Genomic DNA, 17,574 nt, shown 5'->3' on the forward strand with positions numbered 1-17,574 from the left:
CTGGAAACTGTTCTTCTCTGCGGCAGGAGCGCCGGGAAGTGATGGCGATCACAATAACGCAAAAAGCGCTGAATTCAACCGTAGAGATTGCGTTCTGTTGATCAAAGCCGCGAAAAAAAGCACAAAAAAATCAGCTGCTGCTGAAATAAACGGCAGGCGGCGGGGCGCGATGGCCCCGCGGGGAAAGATCAGAACATGCGGCGGCTCATGCCGAGGATATCGAGGATTTTGGTGGAGATCTCTTCGACCGAATAGTTGGTGGTGTTGAGGTAGCGGATCTGGTTTTTGCGGAACAGCGCCTCGACCTCGGCGATTTCCATGCGGCACTGGCGCAAGGAGGCGTAACGGCTGTTTTCGCGCCGCTCTTCACGGATCGCCGCCAGGCGCTCCGGATCGATGGTCAGGCCGAATAATTTATGCTGAAACGGTTTCAGCGAGGCCGGCAGATGCAAATTGTCCATATCGTCGGCGATAAACGGGTAGTTGGCGGCGCGGATGCCGAACTGCATCGCCAGATAGAGGCTGGTGGGGGTTTTGCCGCAGCGCGAGACGCCGAGCAGGATCACCTGCGCCTGATCGAGGTTGCGCAGCGAAATGCCATCATCGTGCGCCAGGGTATAGTCGATGGCGGCGATGCGGGCGTCGTACTTGCCGAGATTGCTGGCGGTCAGGCCGTGGGTGCGGTTCGGCACCGGCGTCGGTTCCACATCCAGCTCGCCCTGCAGCGGGCCGACCAGCGCCTGCACGATATCCTGGCAGAAGCCCTGGCTCTGGACGATCACATCGCGCACTTCCGGCGAGATAATGGAGTAAAACACCAACGGGCGCACGCCGGTTTCATGGTAAATATCATCGATTTGCTGGCGAACTGCGCGCGCGCGGGCCTCGGTTTCGACAAACGGCAGGGTATAGGTGGTCGCCGTGACCGGGAACTGCGACAGCACCGCGTGTCCCAGCACTTCGGCGGTGATCGCCGTACCATCCGAAATATAAAAAACGCTTCTTTCCACCCGAGGCTCCTTACCTGAAAACGGTGTTCCTGCTGTCATCACTGTCAATATCATGGGCCGCAGACGATCCGTCGGTAAAGGGGCGAGAGAAAAAATTGTGACGGCGGGGCGATAAACCGCCATGCGGCGGCGCTGGCGGAAAGCGCGATTAGCGGCCATAAAAAGTGCGGCCCAGCGGCGCTTTTCCACCTGAAGCGCGAGTTTGCCGTTATTTTCACCAAAAACGGTAGCGTTTGCGCGGTCATTAAAACAGAAGTTTAAAAAGAACGTAATTTGTTGAGAACTAAGCTTTTCGTGCGTTTGGGAACGGTTCCCAGGCAAATCAGCCGGTTAGGACATTCTCTTAAAAACCACTTTCTTCAGTGGGTTGATCGATTCACCTTTCCATTTTCCCCGGATCAGTGTGCTAGTCTGATTCGGCTCCGCGTTTAGCGGCGCCGTAAAGCAAGCGAATTAAATCCGTCTTTACCCTACTGATAGCAATAAGGATTGTCTCGATGTCCAACAATGGCCCAGACTTGCGTAATGTGCTTTGGTACAACCAGCTTGGCATGCACGACGTTGACCGTGTCGGCGGCAAAAACGCTTCCCTCGGTGAAATGATCACCAATCTTTCCGATTTGGGCGTGGCCGTGCCGAACGGTTTTGCCACCACCGCGCAGGCGTTTAACGATTTCCTCGAACAAAGCGGTGTTAACCAGCGCATCTATCAGTTACTGGATCAGACTGACGTTGACGACGTTGCACAACTGGCCAAGGCCGGTGCCCAGATCCGCCAATGGGTGATCGACACGCCGTTCCACGCCGAGTTCGAGCGTGAAATTCATCAGGCTTACCAACAGCTCGCCGACGGCGAACCGGAAGCCTCCTTTGCGGTGCGCTCCTCCGCCACGGCGGAAGACATGCCGGACGCTTCCTTCGCCGGCCAGCAGGAAACCTTCCTCAACGTGCAGGGCATCGACGCCGTGATGGTGGCGATCAAGCACGTGTTCGCGTCGCTGTTCAATGACCGCGCCATCTCTTATCGCGTGCACCAGGGTTACGACCACCGCGGCGTCGCGCTGTCGGCGGGCGTACAGCGCATGGTGCGCTCCGATCTGGCCTCCTCGGGCGTGATGTTCACCATCGACACCGAGTCCGGCTTTGATCAGGTGGTGTTCATCACCTCCGCCTTCGGTCTGGGTGAGATGGTGGTGCAGGGCGCGGTGAACCCGGATGAGTTCTATGTGCACAAGCCGACGTTGCAAAAAGGCAAGCCGGCGATCGTGCGCCGCAACCTGGGCTCGAAAAAAATCCGCATGGTGTACGCGCCGTCGCAGGATCACGGCAAGCAGGTGCGCATCGAAGACGTGCCGGAAGCGCAGCGCAGCCGGTTCTCGCTGACCGATGACGAAGTGCAGGCGCTGGCGCATCAAGCGATCCTGATCGAAAAACATTACGGCCGCCCGATGGATATCGAGTGGGCGAAAGACGGCCACACCGGCAAACTGCTGATCGTGCAGGCGCGCCCGGAGACCGTTCGCTCCAACGAACAGACCATGGAACGCTATCAGCTGAACGGCTCCAGCCCGGTGCTGGTGGAAGGCCGCGCCATCGGTCATCGCATCGGCGCCGGTCCAGTGAAAGTGATTCACGATATCAGCGAAATGGATCGCATCCAGCCGGGCGACGTGCTGGTGACCGACATGACCGATCCGGACTGGGAGCCGATCATGAAGAAGGCCGCTGCGATCGTCACCAACCGCGGCGGGCGCACCTGCCACGCGGCGATCATCGCCCGTGAGCTGGGCATTCCGGCGGTAGTGGGCTGTGGCCACGCCACCGACGTGCTGAAAGACGGCCAGAAAGTCACCGTATCCTGTGCGGAAGGCGACACCGGCTTCGTTTACAGCGACATGCTGGACTTCAGCGTGCAGAGCTCCGAAGTGACCGAACTGCCGGATCTGCCGCTGAAGATCATGATGAACGTCGGCAACCCGGATCGCGCTTTCGACTTCGCGCGTTTGCCGAACGAAGGCGTGGGCCTGGCGCGGCTGGAATTCATCATCAACCGCATGATTGGCGTGCACCCGCGCGCGCTGCTGGAGTTCGATCAGCAAACGCCGGCGTTGCAAAACGAAATTCGCGCGTTGATGCAGGGCTATGACCACCCGGTCGAGTTCTACGTCGGTCGTTTGACCGAAGGGATCGCGACGCTGGGCGCCGCCTTCTGGCCGAAGCGCGTGATCGTGCGTCTGTCCGACTTCAAATCCAACGAGTACGCCAACCTGGTGGGCGGCGACAAGTATGAACCGCACGAAGAGAACCCGATGTTGGGCTTCCGCGGGGCCGGCCGCTACGTGGCCGACAGCTTCCGCGATTGCTTCGCGCTGGAGTGCGAAGCGGTGAAACGCGTGCGTAACGAAATGGGGCTGACCAACGTCGAAATCATGGTGCCGTTCGTGCGCACCGTGGCGCAGGCGGAAGCGGTGGTGGCCGAGCTGGCGCGTCAGGGGCTGAAGCGCGGCGAAAACGGGCTGAAAGTGATCATGATGTGCGAGATCCCGTCCAATGCGCTGCTCGCGGATCAGTTCCTTGAGCACTTCGACGGCTTCTCCATCGGCTCCAACGACATGACCCAGCTGGCGCTGGGGCTGGATCGCGACTCCGGCGTGGTGTCGGAACTGTTCGACGAACGCAACGACGCGGTGAAAGCGCTGCTGTCGATGGCGATCCAGGCGGCCAAACGCCACGGCAAATACGTCGGTATCTGCGGCCAGGGGCCGTCCGACCATGAAGACTTCGCCGAGTGGTTGATGGAGCAGGGCATCGATAGCCTGTCGCTCAATCCGGATACCGTAGTGCAGACCTGGATCAACTTGTCGAAAAAGAAATAAGGCTTCGGCGTTGCTAAGGCATTAATACCCGGCCGCAGTTTACGCTGCGGCCTTTTTATTTCTGAATGTAAATAACGGCGCGTTAAATAATCAATTTGGCGAAAAAAGAATAAAAAAAAGCCCATCGTAGGAGATGGGCAAAGACTACACACAGCAATTCACATGTATGGCATTACATTGTTCAGAAAGGTTGCTTTAAAATCAGTGATTTGAAGCAATAGATGGCCATAATACTAGATATTTGAACGCGACTAGTCATTAAGAATCATCCTAATCGATAGCGGTATCACCATTTATTTGCGGGCGTTATCTCTTTTTGCATTTTGCAGCAAACACGGATTTACATTGCACCTTTCCATTTGCCGCGCCTTAATCAATAAACAACGGCATTATATTTGGCGAAGATATTACCCGAATGAGGTAGGCGTAGTGAGAGGGGAAACTCTTCCGCCCGGCGATGCGGGCGGAAGGGAGGGCGATTAACGTTTTTCCAGTTCTTCGATCACTTGCTCCGGCGCGGTGGTCGGCTCCGGCGCTTCATCCATCCAGGCGGTCAGCAGGCGATAAGACACCGCCAACACCACCGGGCCGATGAACAGGCCGATCATGCCGAAGGCCAGCAAACCGCCGATAACGCCGGACAGGATCAGCAGCAGCGGCAGATCGGCGCCCATGCGGATCAGCACCGGGCGCAGCACGTTATCCAGCGTGGCCACCACGCAGCTCCAGACCAGCAGCACGGTGCCCCAGGTGGTGTCGCCGTGCCAGTACAGCCAAATGATGGCCGGCACCAGCACCAACAGCGGCCCCAATTGCGCCACACAGCAGATGAAGATCAGCATCGTCAACAGGGTGGCGGCCGGAATGCCGCTTACCGCCAGACCGATGCCGCCCAGCACCGACTGCACCAGCGCCGTCACTACCACGCCCAGCGCGACCGCGCGGATCGCCTGGCCGCCCAGCAGCACCGCCGCATCGCCGCGCGCGGAACCGAGGCGTACCGCAAAGTGACGGATACCCAGCGCGACCTGTTCGCCGCGCGCGTACAACAAGGCGCTGAACAGCAGCATCAGTGCGCAGTGCAGCAGCAGGCGGCCGATATGCGCCGCCTGCGCCACGAACCAGGTGGCGGTCTGGCCGAAGTATGGCTGTACCTTCGCCAGCAGCGCGGCGCCGCCGGCGTTAACCAGCGTATGGTAGCTGGTATAGAGCTTGTCGCCGATCATCGGGACGGATTGCAGCCAGGCGAGGTCGGGAATATGCAACTTGCCTGGCGAGCTGGCCCAGGCGATCAACGGCGCGCTGTTATCCACCACGCTGCTGATCAGCAGGGAGATGGGCAGAATGAACAGCAGGATCAACAGCAGGGTCATGACCAGCACCGCCAGCGAGCGGCGTCCCCACAGCAGCTTTTGCAGTTTGAGTAGCAGCGGCCAGGTGGCGATGACCACCATGCCCGCCCAGGCGAAGCCGAGAATAAACGGTTGGATCACCCAGAAACAGGCGACGATCATGATGGCGATAAACAGCACGCCGAAAATAATTCGCGGTAAGTCGTAACGCGATTGCGGGAGTGGCATCAGTGGGTTCTCATCCTGGTCAATTAAATCCCTGGCACCGGCGAATCGGGGTGCCTGTCGGTCGGTTTATCACCGCCGGGCGGCCGCCTGTGGCGGCGCTCGCAGGGCGGTAATAATGTGAATGCCTTCACTAAACGAGTATGTTAGTTTTTAGTGTCACTAAAAAATAGGGTGGGTCTGAATTAAAGGCCCGATTCAGCGTACATCAGCGCATAAAAAATAGACGGACAGGGTCAAAAAAGCGAATGATCCCACAGATTTCTCAGGCGCCCGGCCTCGTTCAACGGGTGCTCGACTTTTTGGAAGCACTGAAGCAAAACGGATTCAACGGCGATACCGCCACCAGCTACGCCGACCGGCTGACGATGGCCACCGACAACAGCATTTACCAGCTGTTGCCCGATGCGGTGGTGTTTCCCCGTTCCACCGCCGACGTGGCGCTGATCGCCCGCCTGGCGGGGGAAGAGCGTTTCAATACGCTGACCTTCAGCCCGCGCGGCGGCGGCACCGGCACCAACGGTCAGTCGCTCAATACCGGCATCGTGGTCGATATGTCGCGTCATATGAACCGCATTCTGGAGATCAACGTCGAACAGGGCTGGGTGAAAGTCGAAGCCGGGGTCATCAAGGATCAGCTGAATCAATATTTGCGGCCGTTCGGCTACTTCTTCTCGCCGGAACTGTCCACCAGCAACCGCGCCACCTTGGGCGGCATGATCAATACCGACGCCTCCGGCCAGGGCTCGCTGGTATACGGCAAAACCTCCGATCACGTGTTGGGCCTGCGGGCGGTGCTGCTGGGCGGCGAGATGATCGACACCCGCGCCATGCCGACGGCGCTGGCGGAAACGATTGCCCTGGAAGAGACAGCCGAAGGGCGCATCTACCGCACGGTGCTGAATCGCTGCCGCGAGCAGCGCGCGCTGATCCTGGAAAAATTCCCCAAACTCAACCGCTTCCTCACCGGTTACGATCTGCGCCACGTGCTGAGCGACGATCTGCAAACCTTCGATCTGACGCGCATCCTCACCGGTGCGGAAGGCACGCTGGCCTTTATCACCGAAGCGCGGCTGGACATCACGCCGCTGCCGAAGGTGCGTCGTCTGGTTAACGTGAAATACGACTCCTTCGACTCGGCGCTGCGTAATGCGCCCTTTATGGTCGAGGCCAAGGCGCTGTCGGTGGAAACCATCGACTCCAAGGTGCTGAATCTGGCGCGTGAAGATATCGTTTGGCATTCGGTAAGCGAACTGATCGCCGACGTGCCGGACAAAGAGATGCTTGGGCTGAACATCGTCGAATTCGCCGGCGACGATCGCGCGCTGATCGACGGCCAGATGGAGACCCTGTGCCAACGGCTGGATGAACTGATCGCCCAGCGGCAGGCCGGCGTGATCGGGTACCAGATCTGCGGCGACCTGGCGGGCATCGAGCGCATTTACAACATGCGCAAGAAGGCGGTCGGGCTGCTGGGCAACGCCAAAGGGCGCGCCAAGCCGATCCCGTTCGCCGAGGATACTTGCGTGCCGCCGCAGCACCTGGCGGACTATATCGTCGAGTTCCGCCAACTGCTCGACGACCACAAGCTGAGCTATGGCATGTTCGGCCACGTCGATGCCGGGGTGCTGCACGTGCGTCCGGCGCTCGACATGTGCGACCCCCAGCAGGAAGTGCTGATGAAGCAGATCTCCGATCGGGTGGTGGCGCTCACCGCCAAATACGGCGGCCTGCTGTGGGGCGAGCACGGCAAGGGGTTCCGCGCCGAGTACAGCCCTGAATTCTTCGGGGAAACGCTGTACGAGGAGCTGCGCCGCATCAAGACGGCGTTCGATCCGGATAACCGTCTTAACCCGGGCAAGATCTGTGCGCCGCTGGCGGTGGATGCGCCGATGATGCAGGTGGATGCGGTCAAACGCGGCACCTTCGATCGCCAGATACCGGTCGAGGTGCGCACCTCGTTCCGCGGCGCGCTGGAGTGTAACGGCAACGGTCTGTGCTTCAACTTCGACGTGCGCAGCCCGATGTGCCCGTCGATGAAGATCAGCGGCAACCGCATCCATTCGCCGAAAGGGCGGGCGACGCTGGTGCGCGAGTGGCTGCGTCTGTTGGCCGAGCAGGGCGTCGATCCGTTGGCGCTGGAGAAACAGCTGCCGCAGCAGCGCCTCAGCTTGCGCGGTCTAATCGAGAAAACCCGCAACAGCTGGCATGCCGGCAAGGGCGAGTACGACTTTTCGCACGAAGTGAAAGAGGCGATGTCCGGCTGTCTGGCCTGCAAGGCCTGTTCCACCCAGTGCCCGATCAAAATTGACGTGCCGGGGTTCCGTTCGCGCTTCCTGCAGCTTTACCATACCCGCTACCTGCGCCCGGTGAGCGACTACATGGTCGCCGGCGTAGAGAGCTATACCCCGTTGATGGCCCGCGCGCCGAAGGTGTTCAACTTCTTCTTCCGCCAGCCGTGGCTGCGGGAGATGAGCCGCAACGCCGTCGGCATGGTCGATCTGCCGCTGTTGTCCAGCCCGACGCTGCGTCAGCAGCTGTCAGGCCACCGGGCGACCACGCTGACGCTGGAACAGTTGGAAGGGTTGAACGCCGAGCAACGCGAAGAACACGTGCTGATTGTTCAGGATCCGTTCACCAGCTATTACGACGCCAAAGTGGTGGCGGATTTCGTTCGGCTGGTGGAAAAGCTCGGCTATAAACCGGTGCTGCTGCCGTTCTCGCCGAACGGCAAGGCGCAGCATGTGAAGGGCTTCCTGACGCGGTTCGCCCGCACCGCGCGCAAAACCGCCGATTTCCTCAACCGCGTGGCGCAGCTCGGCATGCCGCTGGTGGGCGTCGATCCGGCGCTGGTGCTGTGCTATCGCGACGAATACCGCGAGATCCTCGGCCCCGAGCGCGGCGATTTTCAGGTGCAGCTGGTGCATGAATGGCTGCAGCAGCGGATCGCGGATCGCGCCGAACAGCCGGCGACCGGCGAACCCTGGTATCTGTTCGGTCACTGCACTGAAACCACCGCGCTGCCGGCCAGCGGCCAACAGTGGGCGGCGATCTTCGCCCGCTTCGGCGCCAAACTGGAGAACGTCAGCGTCGGCTGCTGCGGCATGGCCGGCACTTACGGCCATGAAGCCAAGAACCTGCAAAACTCGCTCGGTATTTATGAGCTATCATGGCATCCGACGCTGCAGCGTTTGCCGCGTCAGCGCTGCCTGGCGACCGGCTATTCCTGCCGCAGCCAGGTGAAACGCATTGAGGGCAATGGCGTGCGCCACCCATTACAGGCACTTCTGGAGATGATTGAGTGAAATTGTGGAAACGTGAAACATCGCTGGAGCAGCTGAACCGCGCCGGCGACGGCTGCATGGTCAGCCATGTGGGCATCGAGTTTACTCAGCTGGGCGAGGATTTCCTGGAAGCCACCATGCCGGTGGACGGCCGCACCCGGCAGCCGTTCGGGCTGTTGCACGGCGGGGCGTCGGTGGTGCTGGCGGAATCGATGGGCTCGATGGCCGGCTACCTGTGCAGCGAAGGCGAACAGAAGGTGGTAGGGCTGGAGATCAACGCCAACCACCTGCGGGCGGTGTTCGATGGCCAGGTGCGCGGGGTGTGCCGCGCACTGCACGTTGGCCGCCGTCATCAGGTGTGGCAGATAGAGATCTTCGACGCGCGCGATCGGCTGTGCTGCACCTCGCGTCTGACCACGGCGGTCATCGACTGATCCCCGCCGGTTTCCGCAGGCGATCGGCCTGCGGAGCGCTTCGTTTTACAGCTGAAACGGCACGCGTTTGACGAAGTCCTTCTGAAACGCGTTCGCCTTCTCCCAGGTGCCTTCCATCGCATATTTTTGGCAGATCAGCGTCAGCGTGTGGCGGGCGAAGTGGTAGCTTTGCACCCGAAACAGCTGGCAGCGCTGCGGATTGTTGATCTCGACGATCAGCCGGTTGTGCAGCTTGCTGAGCGCGTGCAGATAGCTGTCATCATCGCCGTTCTCCAGGCACAGATTGGCCATGGTGAGGCTGACGCTGTTGTACCGCTTCAGATGATCAATATTGCATTCCGGGCGGCGCAGCGCCGCTTCGGCCATATAAAAGTCCACCGTGGCGTCGCGCACGCTGAATTTGTAGTCATCAATCTTGCCCAGTAACCATGCGTTGATCGAAAGAGTCATTGGCTTCGCGCTCAAATTCAAATTGAATGATAATCATTATCATATAAACTGCCGCGTTGCCGATCAATCCCCGTGGCGGCGTTTTTTCATTCCATGGGGGTAAAAGGCCATCGACGGCCCAACTTAACCCAGAGCGACTAAACTTTAACTTAAAGGCTGCGCCTTGCGCCGCGGCGCAAAATGCCGATAAACGCACATTTACGACAGACAGAATGCAGAAATAGGTATTTTCTATGAATGTTTAGATCGGCAACGCACCGCGGCGCTGTAACGCTGACGGGCCACCGGGGAGTGCGGTACGGTGATGCAGGATAAAGAACAAATTCATAGGGATAGCATGCACGCCTTGCCGCCACACGCCGCAAGCCGCCACGGATGTCCCGCTGGCTTGCCGCACGCCGCAGCGAAAAACCGCGCTCGCGGCGGATACCCCCGCAAAACAAACGGTTGAAGTGATAATCGTTATCACTAACATATAAGTAACCCAGATTGGCTGTGGCCAAACACGAGTGTGAGGTAGACCCTATGCAAACGGAAAATGTCGGCACTTTTTCTTTGGACGAGAATGTCTGGCAAGGCATTTCGCTCAGCGACAGCGCCGTACGACAAATAACGAAACTGATGCAGCAGGATCCGCAGGTGAAAGGGCTGCAGCTAGGGGTAAAACAATCCGGCTGCGCCGGCTTTGCCTATGTGCTGGATCTGACCCGCGAACCCGCCGATGACGATCTGCTGTTTGAGCGCGACGGCGCCAAACTCTATGTGCCGCTGAAGGCGATGCCGTTTATTGACGGCACCACGGTAGATTATGTCCGCGAAGGGCTGAATCAGATATTCAAATTCAATAACCCTAAAGCTCAGCATGCCTGCGGGTGCGGCGAGAGTTTTGGCGTTTGAGCGATGCAATCAACATGACACGAAGCAATGTAGAAATGCCTAATGAAGTGCAGGCTTGGGTCAGCGAAGGTCGCTACAAAGAAGGTTTCTTCACCCAGCTGGCAACCGATGAGTTGGCCAAGGGCATCAACGAAGAGGTGGTGCGCGCTATCTCGGCCAAGCGCAACGAACCCGAGTGGATGCTGGAATTCCGCCTCGAGGCCTACCGCGCCTGGCTGCAGATGGAAGAGCCCCACTGGCTGAAGGCCAATTACGAACGCCTTAACTACCAGGACTACAGTTACTATTCGGCGCCGTCCTGCGGCAGCTGCGACGACGCCTGCGGTTCGCAGCCCGGCGCCGAGCAGCAACCGGGCGCGGCGACGGAAAAAGATTACCTGACCAGCGAAGTGGAGCTGGCGTTTAACCAGCTCGGCGTGCCGGTGCGTGAGGGCAGCGAGGTGGCGGTGGACGCTATCTTCGACTCGGTCTCGGTCGCTACCACTTACCGTGAAAAACTGGCGGAAAGCGGGGTGATCTTCTGCTCGTTCGGCGAAGCGATCCAGGAATACCCGGAGCTGGTGCGCCAGTATCTGGGGCGCGTGGTGCCGTCCAACGATAACTTCTTCGCCGCGCTGAACGCCGCGGTGGCCTCCGACGGCACCTTTGTCTACGTGCCGAAGGGTGTGCGCTGTCCGATGGAGCTGTCGACCTACTTCCGCATTAATGCCGCCAAAACCGGCCAGTTCGAGCGCACCATTCTGATCGCCGACGAAGGCAGCTATGTCAGCTACATCGAAGGCTGTTCCGCCCCGGTGCGCGACAGCTATCAGCTGCACGCGGCGGTGGTGGAAGTGATCCTGCATAAAGACGCCGAAGTGAAATACTCGACGGTGCAGAACTGGTTCTCCGGCGGCGAGAGCAAGGGCGGCATCCTCAACTTCGTCACCAAGCGCGCGCTGTGCGAAGGCGCCGGCTCGAAAATGTCCTGGACCCAGTCGGAAACCGGCTCGGCCATCACCTGGAAATACCCGAGCGTGATCCTGCAGGGCGACAATTCGATCGGCGAATTCTTCTCGGTGGCGCTGACCAGCGGCCATCAGCAGGCGGACACCGGCACCAAGATGATCCACATCGGCAAAAACACCAGGTCGACCATCATCGCCAAAGGCATTTCCGCCGGGCACAGCGAGAACACCTATCGCGGCCTGGTGAAAATCCTGCCGGGGGCGGAAAACGCCCGTAACTTTACCCAGTGCGACTCGATGCTGATCGGGCCGGACAGCGGCGCCCATACGTTCCCTTACGTTGAAGCGCGCAACAACAGCGCGCAGCTGGAGCACGAAGCCACCACCTCGAAGATTGGCGACGACCAGCTGTTCTACTGCTTGCAGCGGGGCATCAGCGAGGATGACGCCATTTCGATGATCGTCAACGGTTTCTGCAAGGACGTTTTCTCCGAGCTGCCGCTGGAGTTCGCCGTCGAGGCGCAGAAACTTTTGGCCATCAGCCTGGAACACAGCGTGGGCTAATCGCCGCATTTTTAGCGCCGTCGGCGCTATCTGAGGACACAGCATGTTAAGCATCAAGAATTTGAAAGTGAGCGTGGAAGGCAACGAGATCCTCAAGGGATTGGATCTGGAGATCAAACCGGGCGAAGTGCACGCCATCATGGGGCCGAACGGCTCGGGCAAGAGCACGCTGTCCGCCACACTGGCCGGGCGTGAAGAGTACGAAGTGACCGAAGGGGAAGTCACCTTCAAGGGCAAGGACCTGCTGGAGTTGGATCCGGAAGATCGCGCGGGCGAAGGCGTGTTTCTGGCGTTCCAGTACCCGGTGGAGATCCCCGGCGTCAGCAACCACTTTTTCCTGCAGACGTCGGTCAACGCGGTGCGCAAATACCGCGAACAGGAGCCGCTGGATCGCTTTGACTTCGCCGATTTCATCGAAGAGAAGATCGCACTGCTGGATATGCCGGCCGATCTGCTGACCCGTTCGGTCAACGTCGGTTTCTCCGGCGGCGAGAAAAAGCGCAACGACATTCTGCAGATGGCGGCGCTGGAGCCGGATCTGTGCATTCTCGATGAAACCGACTCCGGTCTGGATATCGACGCGCTGAAAATCGTCGCCAACGGCGTCAACTCGCTGCGGGACGGCAAGCGCGCCTTTATCATCGTCACACACTACCAGCGCATTTTGGACTACATCCAGCCGGATTACGTACACGTGCTGTCCCAGGGGCGCATCGTCAAATCCGGCGATTTCTCGCTGGTGAAACAGTTGGAGGAGCAGGGCTATGGCTGGCTTACCGACCAACAGTAACGCCAACGCGTTGCAGCAGCTGTATCGCCTGTTCGAAGGCCGCGGCGGCGAGCGTTCGCCCCATGCGCTGGCGCACTGGCAGCAGGCGCTGCGCCTCGGCTGGCCGACGCGCAAACATGAGAACTGGAAATACACGCCGCTCGAGGGGCTGCTGGAGCAGCAATTCCTTGAGCCGCAGCCCGCGCCGGTGAGCGCAGAGCAGCTTGAGGCGCTGGCGCTCGGCATCGATGCCTGTCGGCTGGTGTTTATCGATGGCCGCTACAGTGCCGCGCTCAGCGATGGCGATCTGGGCGACTACCAGTTCGAGCTGACCGCCTACGGCACGCCGCAGGCGCTGCCGGAGCCCATTCAGCCCGAAGTCTTCCTGCATCTGACCGAAAGCCTGGCGCAGGAAACCAGCCTGATCCGTCTGCCGGCCGGTAAAGCCCCCACACGGCCGCTGTACCTGCTGCATATCAGCAGCGGCCGCGGCGTGACGGGGGAAGTGAATACCGTGCATCATCGTCATCATCTGGAGATCGGGCGCGGGGCCGAGGCGGAAGTGATCGAACACTATGTCAGCCTGAGCGAGGCCGCGCACTTTACCGGCGCGCGCCTGACCGCCAACGTGGCGGACAACGCCGGGCTATTGCACTGCAAGCTGGCGTTTGAAAGCCGGCCGAGCTACCACTTTGCCCATAACGATCTGGTCATCGGCCGCGACGCGCGGGTGAAAAGCGACAGCTTCCTGTTGGGCGCCGGCCTGACGCGCCACAACACCAGCGCGCAGCTGAACGGCGAAGGCGCCAATCTGGTGATCAACAGCCTGGTGCTGCCGGTGGGCAAGGAGATCTGCGATACCCGCACCTATCTGGAACACAACAAGGGCTACTGCGAAAGCCGCCAGCTGCATAAAACCGTGGTCAGCGATCGCGGCAAAGCGGTGTTCAACGGCATGATCAAAGTGGCCAAACACGCCATCAAAACCGACGGGCAGATGACCAACCACAATCTGTTGTTGGGGAAAGTGGCGGAAGTGGATACCAAGCCGCAGCTGGAGATCTACGCTGACGACGTTAAGTGCAGCCACGGTGCCACCGTGGGGCGTATCGATGAAGAACAGCTGTTTTATCTGCAGTCGCGCGGCATCGACAAACGCGCGGCGCAGCAGATGATTATCTTCGCCTTCGCCGCCGAGCTGACCGAAGGCATCGCCAACGACACCATCCGGGAACGGGTGCTGGCGCGCATCGCCCAGCGCCTGCCGGGGGAGGCTGCATGAGTTATCCGATTGAACGCGTGCGCGGCGACTTCCCGCTGCTGGCGCGCGAGGTGAACGGCCAACCGCTGGCCTACCTCGACAGCGCCGCCAGCGCGCAGAAACCGCAGGCGGTGATCGACCGCGAACTGGATTTCTATCGCCACGGCTATGCCGCAGTGCATCGCGGCATCCACACCCTGAGCGCCGAGGCGACTCAGCAGATGGAAGCGGTGCGGGAACAGGCGGCGCGCTTTATCAACGCCGCCTCGGCGGAAGAGATGGTGTTCGTCAAGGGCACCACCGAAGGCATCAACCTGGTGGCCAACAGCTTTGGCCGCCACCGGCTGCAGCCGGGCGACGCGATTCTCATCACCGAGATGGAGCACCACGCCAACATCGTGCCCTGGCAGATGCTGGCGCAGGAGCGTGGGCTGCAGCTGCGGGTTTGGCCGCTGCAGCCCGACGGCACGCTGGATCTGGCGCGGTTGCCGGAACTGGTCGACGCGTCCTGCAAACTGCTGGCGCTGACCGAGGTCTCCAACGTGCTGGGCACCGTCAACCCGGTGCGCGACATCATCGCCCGCGCCAGAGCCCTGGCGCCGGATCTGACGGTGCTGGTGGACGGCGCGCAGGCGGTGATGCACCAGCGCGTCGATGTTCAGGCGCTGGACTGCGATTTCTACGTGTTTTCCGGCCATAAGCTGTATGGCCCTTCCGGTATCGGCATGCTGTATGGGCGCCAGGCGCTCCTGCAGCAGATGCCGCCGTGGGAAGGGGGCGGTTCGATGATCCGTCAGGTCAGCCTGACGGCGGACACCACCTTCGCCGATCCGCCCTGGCGCTTCGAGGCCGGTTCGCCGAATACCGCCGGCATCATGGGGCTGGGCGCGGCGTTCGATTACGTCGAAGCCCTGGGGCTGAATGCGATCCGCGATTATGAACAGTCGCTGATGCATTACGCGCTTGAGGCGCTCAAGCAGGTGCCGACGCTGAAAATCTATGGTCCGGCGCATCGGGCCGGGGTGATTGCCTTCAATTTGGGGGAACACCACGCCTATGACGTCGGCAGCTTCCTCGATCAGTACGGCATCGCTATTCGCACCGGCCACCATTGCGCCATGCCGCTGATGGCGTTTTATCAGGTGCCGAGCATGTGCCGCGCGTCGCTGGCGTTATATAATACCCGCGAAGAGGTGGACCGGTTGGTGGCCGGGCTGCAACGCATTCATCAGTTGTTAGGCTAGCCGGGGCGCGTCCTCGGCGGTACAAAAGGATCCCCATGGCGAATTTGCCGGACAAAGACAAATTGGTGCGTAATTTCTCCCGCTGTTTGAACTGGGAGGAGAAATACCTGTACGTGATTGAACTCGGCGCCAAATTGCCGCCGCTGGACGAGGCCGAGCGGCAGGCCGAGAACCTGATTTCCGGCTGCCAGAGCCAGGTGTGGATCGTGATGCGTCGCGATGAGCAAGGGCAGGTCGAATTCCATGGCGATAGCGACGCGGCGATCGTCAAAGGGCTGCTGGCGGTGGTGTTTATTCTTTATCGTCAATTGACGCCACAGCAAATCGTCGAGCTCGACGTGCGGCCGTTTTTCTCCGAGCTGGCGCTCAGCCAACATCTGACGCCTTCGCGCTCACAGGGGCTGGAGGCGATGATCCGCGCTATTCGCAGTAAAGCCGCTCAGCTGGCCTGATCCTTAACGCCACTGCTCTTTAAAGGCTCATTGATATATTCGCTTTGTCAATGAGTCTTTACAATCCGCCGTTTTCCCCAGGAATCATCCCCCAATTTAGTGATATTTCAGCAGCTTACCCATTGACGTTTCGTTGACAATCAACGACGGTGATTACGTTATAACGTGTTGATTTTTAGAGAACTTATTGCCTTTGATGCCAGCGTTGCTAGTATTAATCAGGTATTGTCTGATTTACCCACCGCCAGGCGCTCGTTAGCCTTGGGGGCGAACCGTCATAAAAAATATAGGGATGATAATGAAACGTGCGTTGAGTTTAATGGGCATGGTCTTCGCTACCGTACTGGCCGGCACGCAGGCCGCCAGTGCGACCGAATACCCGCTGCCGCCGCCGGACAGCCGTCTGATCGGCGAAAACACCACTTATACCGTGCCAAACGACGGCCGTCCGCTGGAGGCGATCGCCGCCGACTACAAGATTGGCCTGCTGGGCATGCTGGAAGCCAACCCCGGCACCGACCCGTTCCTGCCCAAGCCGGGTACGGTGCTGACCATTCCGACCCAAATGCTGCTGCCTGACACCAAGCGTGAAGGGATCATCGTCAACCTGGCCGAGCTGCGCCTTTACTACTATCCGAAAGGCGAGAATAAAGTGATCGTCTATCCGATCGGTATCGGCCAGACCGGGATGCACACGCCGCTGGAGGTGACTTCCATCAGCCAAAAGATCCCTAACCCGACCTGGACGCCCACCGCCAACATCCGCAAGCGCTATCAATCCCAGGGCGTGACGCTGCCTGCGGTGGTGCCGGCCGGCCCTGAGAACCCGATGGGGCTGTTCGCCCTGCGTCTGGCGATGGGGCGCGGTGAATACCTGATCCACGGTACCAACGCCAACTTCGGTATCGGCATGCGCGTCAGCTCCGGCTGTATTCGCCTGCGTCCGACGGATATCGAGGCGCTGTTCAACATGGTGCCGCGCGGTACGCGGGTGCAGGTGATCAACGATCCGGTGAAGATTTCGGTCGAGCCGGACGGCAAACGCTATGTGGAAGTGCACCAGCCGCTGTCGCGGGTGGAAAGCGACGATCCGCAGACCATGCCGATCGCGTTGTCTAAAGCGGAGAAAGCCTTTGCTGCCGATGGGCAAACCGATCGCGCCGTGTTCGATAGCGCGGTTGTCCGCCGCTCTGGCATGCCGGTGCTGGTCAACGTAGGGGAGAGCCCGTCTGAGGTGAGTTTAACGCCTGCAGCGGCTCCTGCGGCGAATAAGAGCCCATTCAAGGCAGCGCCAATCAGCTCGGTGAACTAAGTTTGCCAGATTGAGCGGTCAAAGAGGGGTTCAGCGTGCTGAACCTCTTTTTTTTGCCTGCCGCGCTGGAAAGCCCAGGCGACAAACAGACAAAAAAAACGGCGCACAATGTGCGCCGTTTTCAATAACCAAAGCTATCTTACTTTTTGTAAGCGTGAGCTTGGTTGTCCAGACGCTGGTTAGCGCGTGCTGCGTCGTCTTTAGCCGCTTGAACGTCAGAACGCATTGCGTTCACGTCGTTGCTCAGCTGATCAACTTTAGCGTTCAGAGTCTGAACGTCAGAAGACAGTTGATCGATTTTAGCGTTGCTAGAGCAGCCAGCCAGCAGAGTGGAACCCAGGATTACCGCGCCCAGTACCAGTTTAGTACGATTCATTATAACACCCTCTAGATTGAGTTAATCTCCATGTAGCGTTACAAGTATTACACAAACTTTTTTCGAAAGAGAATAATTTTTTAGTGTTGAGGTGCTTTATTTTGATCGTTCGCTCAAACTT

The 17,574-nt window shown here is 59.6% G+C and carries 14 protein-coding genes and 1 other RNA gene; 10 read left to right on the forward strand and 5 right to left on the reverse strand.

Going from position 1 to position 17,574, the window contains the following annotated elements; genetic code table 11:
* Nucleotides 1-188 precede the first annotated feature (188 nt).
* Nucleotides 189-1,049, reverse strand: coding sequence for a pyruvate, water dikinase regulatory protein (locus EDY99_RS07940; protein WP_160880175.1), 861 nt, complete (start codon nucleotides 1,047-1,049; stop codon nucleotides 189-191).
* Between the two features lie 458 nt (nucleotides 1,050-1,507).
* Here EDY99_RS07940 and ppsA point away from each other — a divergent pair, with 458 nt between their 5' ends.
* Nucleotides 1,508-3,886, forward strand: a complete 2,379-nt coding sequence (ppsA, locus tag EDY99_RS07950; protein WP_033642901.1) for a phosphoenolpyruvate synthase — start codon at nucleotides 1,508-1,510, stop codon at nucleotides 3,884-3,886.
* Between the two features lie 109 nt (nucleotides 3,887-3,995).
* On the opposite strand, the gene rprA is transcribed toward ppsA, so the two are convergent.
* An RNA gene (gene rprA, locus EDY99_RS07955) (antisense sRNA RprA) lies at nucleotides 3,996-4,107 on the reverse strand.
* Between the two features lie 258 nt (nucleotides 4,108-4,365).
* Nucleotides 4,366-5,466 carry an AI-2E family transporter YdiK gene (ydiK, locus tag EDY99_RS07960; protein WP_042784360.1) on the reverse strand — a complete coding sequence of 367 codons (1,101 nt, stop codon included), beginning with the start codon at nucleotides 5,464-5,466 and terminating at the stop codon, nucleotides 4,366-4,368.
* A gap of 245 nt (nucleotides 5,467-5,711) precedes the next feature.
* On the opposite strand from ydiK, the gene EDY99_RS07965 reads away from it, so the two are divergent.
* A complete protein-coding gene (locus tag EDY99_RS07965) occupies nucleotides 5,712-8,768 on the forward strand; it encodes an FAD-binding and (Fe-S)-binding domain-containing protein (protein ID WP_116286372.1) in 3,057 nt (1,018 codons plus the stop codon).
* Complete coding sequence (gene menI, locus EDY99_RS07970; protein WP_016927938.1) at nucleotides 8,765-9,181, forward strand: 1,4-dihydroxy-2-naphthoyl-CoA hydrolase; 417 nt, start codon at nucleotides 8,765-8,767, stop codon at nucleotides 9,179-9,181. Before EDY99_RS07965 ends, menI begins: the two co-directional genes overlap by 4 nt.
* Before the next feature lie 45 nt (nucleotides 9,182-9,226).
* Here the strand turns inward: menI and EDY99_RS07975 are convergent, their stop codons facing one another.
* Nucleotides 9,227-9,631, reverse strand: coding sequence for a hypothetical protein (locus tag EDY99_RS07975; protein ID WP_004931369.1), 405 nt, complete (start codon nucleotides 9,629-9,631; stop codon nucleotides 9,227-9,229).
* Between the two features lie 525 nt (nucleotides 9,632-10,156).
* Between EDY99_RS07975 and sufA the strand changes: the two genes are divergently transcribed.
* The 7 genes from sufA (at nucleotide 10,157) to EDY99_RS08010 (ending at nucleotide 17,077) form a co-directional block, all read left to right on the forward strand.
* Complete coding sequence (sufA, locus tag EDY99_RS07980) at nucleotides 10,157-10,528, forward strand: Fe-S cluster assembly scaffold SufA (RefSeq protein WP_004931368.1); 372 nt, start codon at nucleotides 10,157-10,159, stop codon at nucleotides 10,526-10,528.
* A gap of 14 nt (nucleotides 10,529-10,542) precedes the next feature.
* On the forward strand, nucleotides 10,543-12,039 hold the full coding sequence (gene sufB, locus EDY99_RS07985) for a Fe-S cluster assembly protein SufB (protein WP_033642904.1): 1,497 nt from the start codon (nucleotides 10,543-10,545) through the stop codon (nucleotides 12,037-12,039).
* Nucleotides 12,040-12,082: 43 nt separating this feature from the next.
* Nucleotides 12,083-12,829: a Fe-S cluster assembly ATPase SufC gene (gene sufC, locus EDY99_RS07990; protein ID WP_016927936.1), complete on the forward strand. Its 747-nt coding sequence runs from the start codon at nucleotides 12,083-12,085 to the stop codon at nucleotides 12,827-12,829.
* Nucleotides 12,804-14,090 (forward strand): Fe-S cluster assembly protein SufD, encoded by a 1,287-nt coding sequence (gene sufD, locus EDY99_RS07995; RefSeq protein ID WP_123061650.1) that lies wholly within the window; start codon nucleotides 12,804-12,806, stop codon nucleotides 14,088-14,090. Before sufC ends, sufD begins: the two co-directional genes overlap by 26 nt.
* Nucleotides 14,087-15,313 carry a cysteine desulfurase SufS gene (sufS, locus tag EDY99_RS08000; RefSeq protein WP_123061651.1) on the forward strand — a complete coding sequence of 409 codons (1,227 nt, stop codon included), beginning with the start codon at nucleotides 14,087-14,089 and terminating at the stop codon, nucleotides 15,311-15,313. The genes sufD and sufS overlap by 4 nt, the downstream gene beginning before the upstream one ends.
* Nucleotides 15,314-15,348: 35 nt before the next feature.
* Nucleotides 15,349-15,765: a cysteine desulfuration protein SufE gene (gene sufE, locus EDY99_RS08005; RefSeq protein ID WP_122004178.1), complete on the forward strand. Its 417-nt coding sequence runs from the start codon at nucleotides 15,349-15,351 to the stop codon at nucleotides 15,763-15,765.
* Between the two features lie 298 nt (nucleotides 15,766-16,063).
* Entirely contained in the window at nucleotides 16,064-17,077 is a 1,014-nt protein-coding gene (locus EDY99_RS08010) for a L,D-transpeptidase family protein (RefSeq protein WP_033652724.1), read from the forward strand.
* A 139-nt stretch (nucleotides 17,078-17,216) separates the two neighbouring features.
* On the opposite strand, the gene EDY99_RS08020 is transcribed toward EDY99_RS08010, so the two are convergent.
* Nucleotides 17,217-17,453: a major outer membrane lipoprotein gene (locus tag EDY99_RS08020; protein ID WP_004931354.1), complete on the reverse strand. Its 237-nt coding sequence runs from the start codon at nucleotides 17,451-17,453 to the stop codon at nucleotides 17,217-17,219.
* Nucleotides 17,454-17,574 lie beyond the last annotated feature (121 nt).

It is taken from the genome of Serratia sp. LS-1, assembly GCF_003719595.1.
Taxonomy (GTDB): Bacteria; Pseudomonadota; Gammaproteobacteria; order Enterobacterales; family Enterobacteriaceae; genus Serratia; species Serratia ureilytica.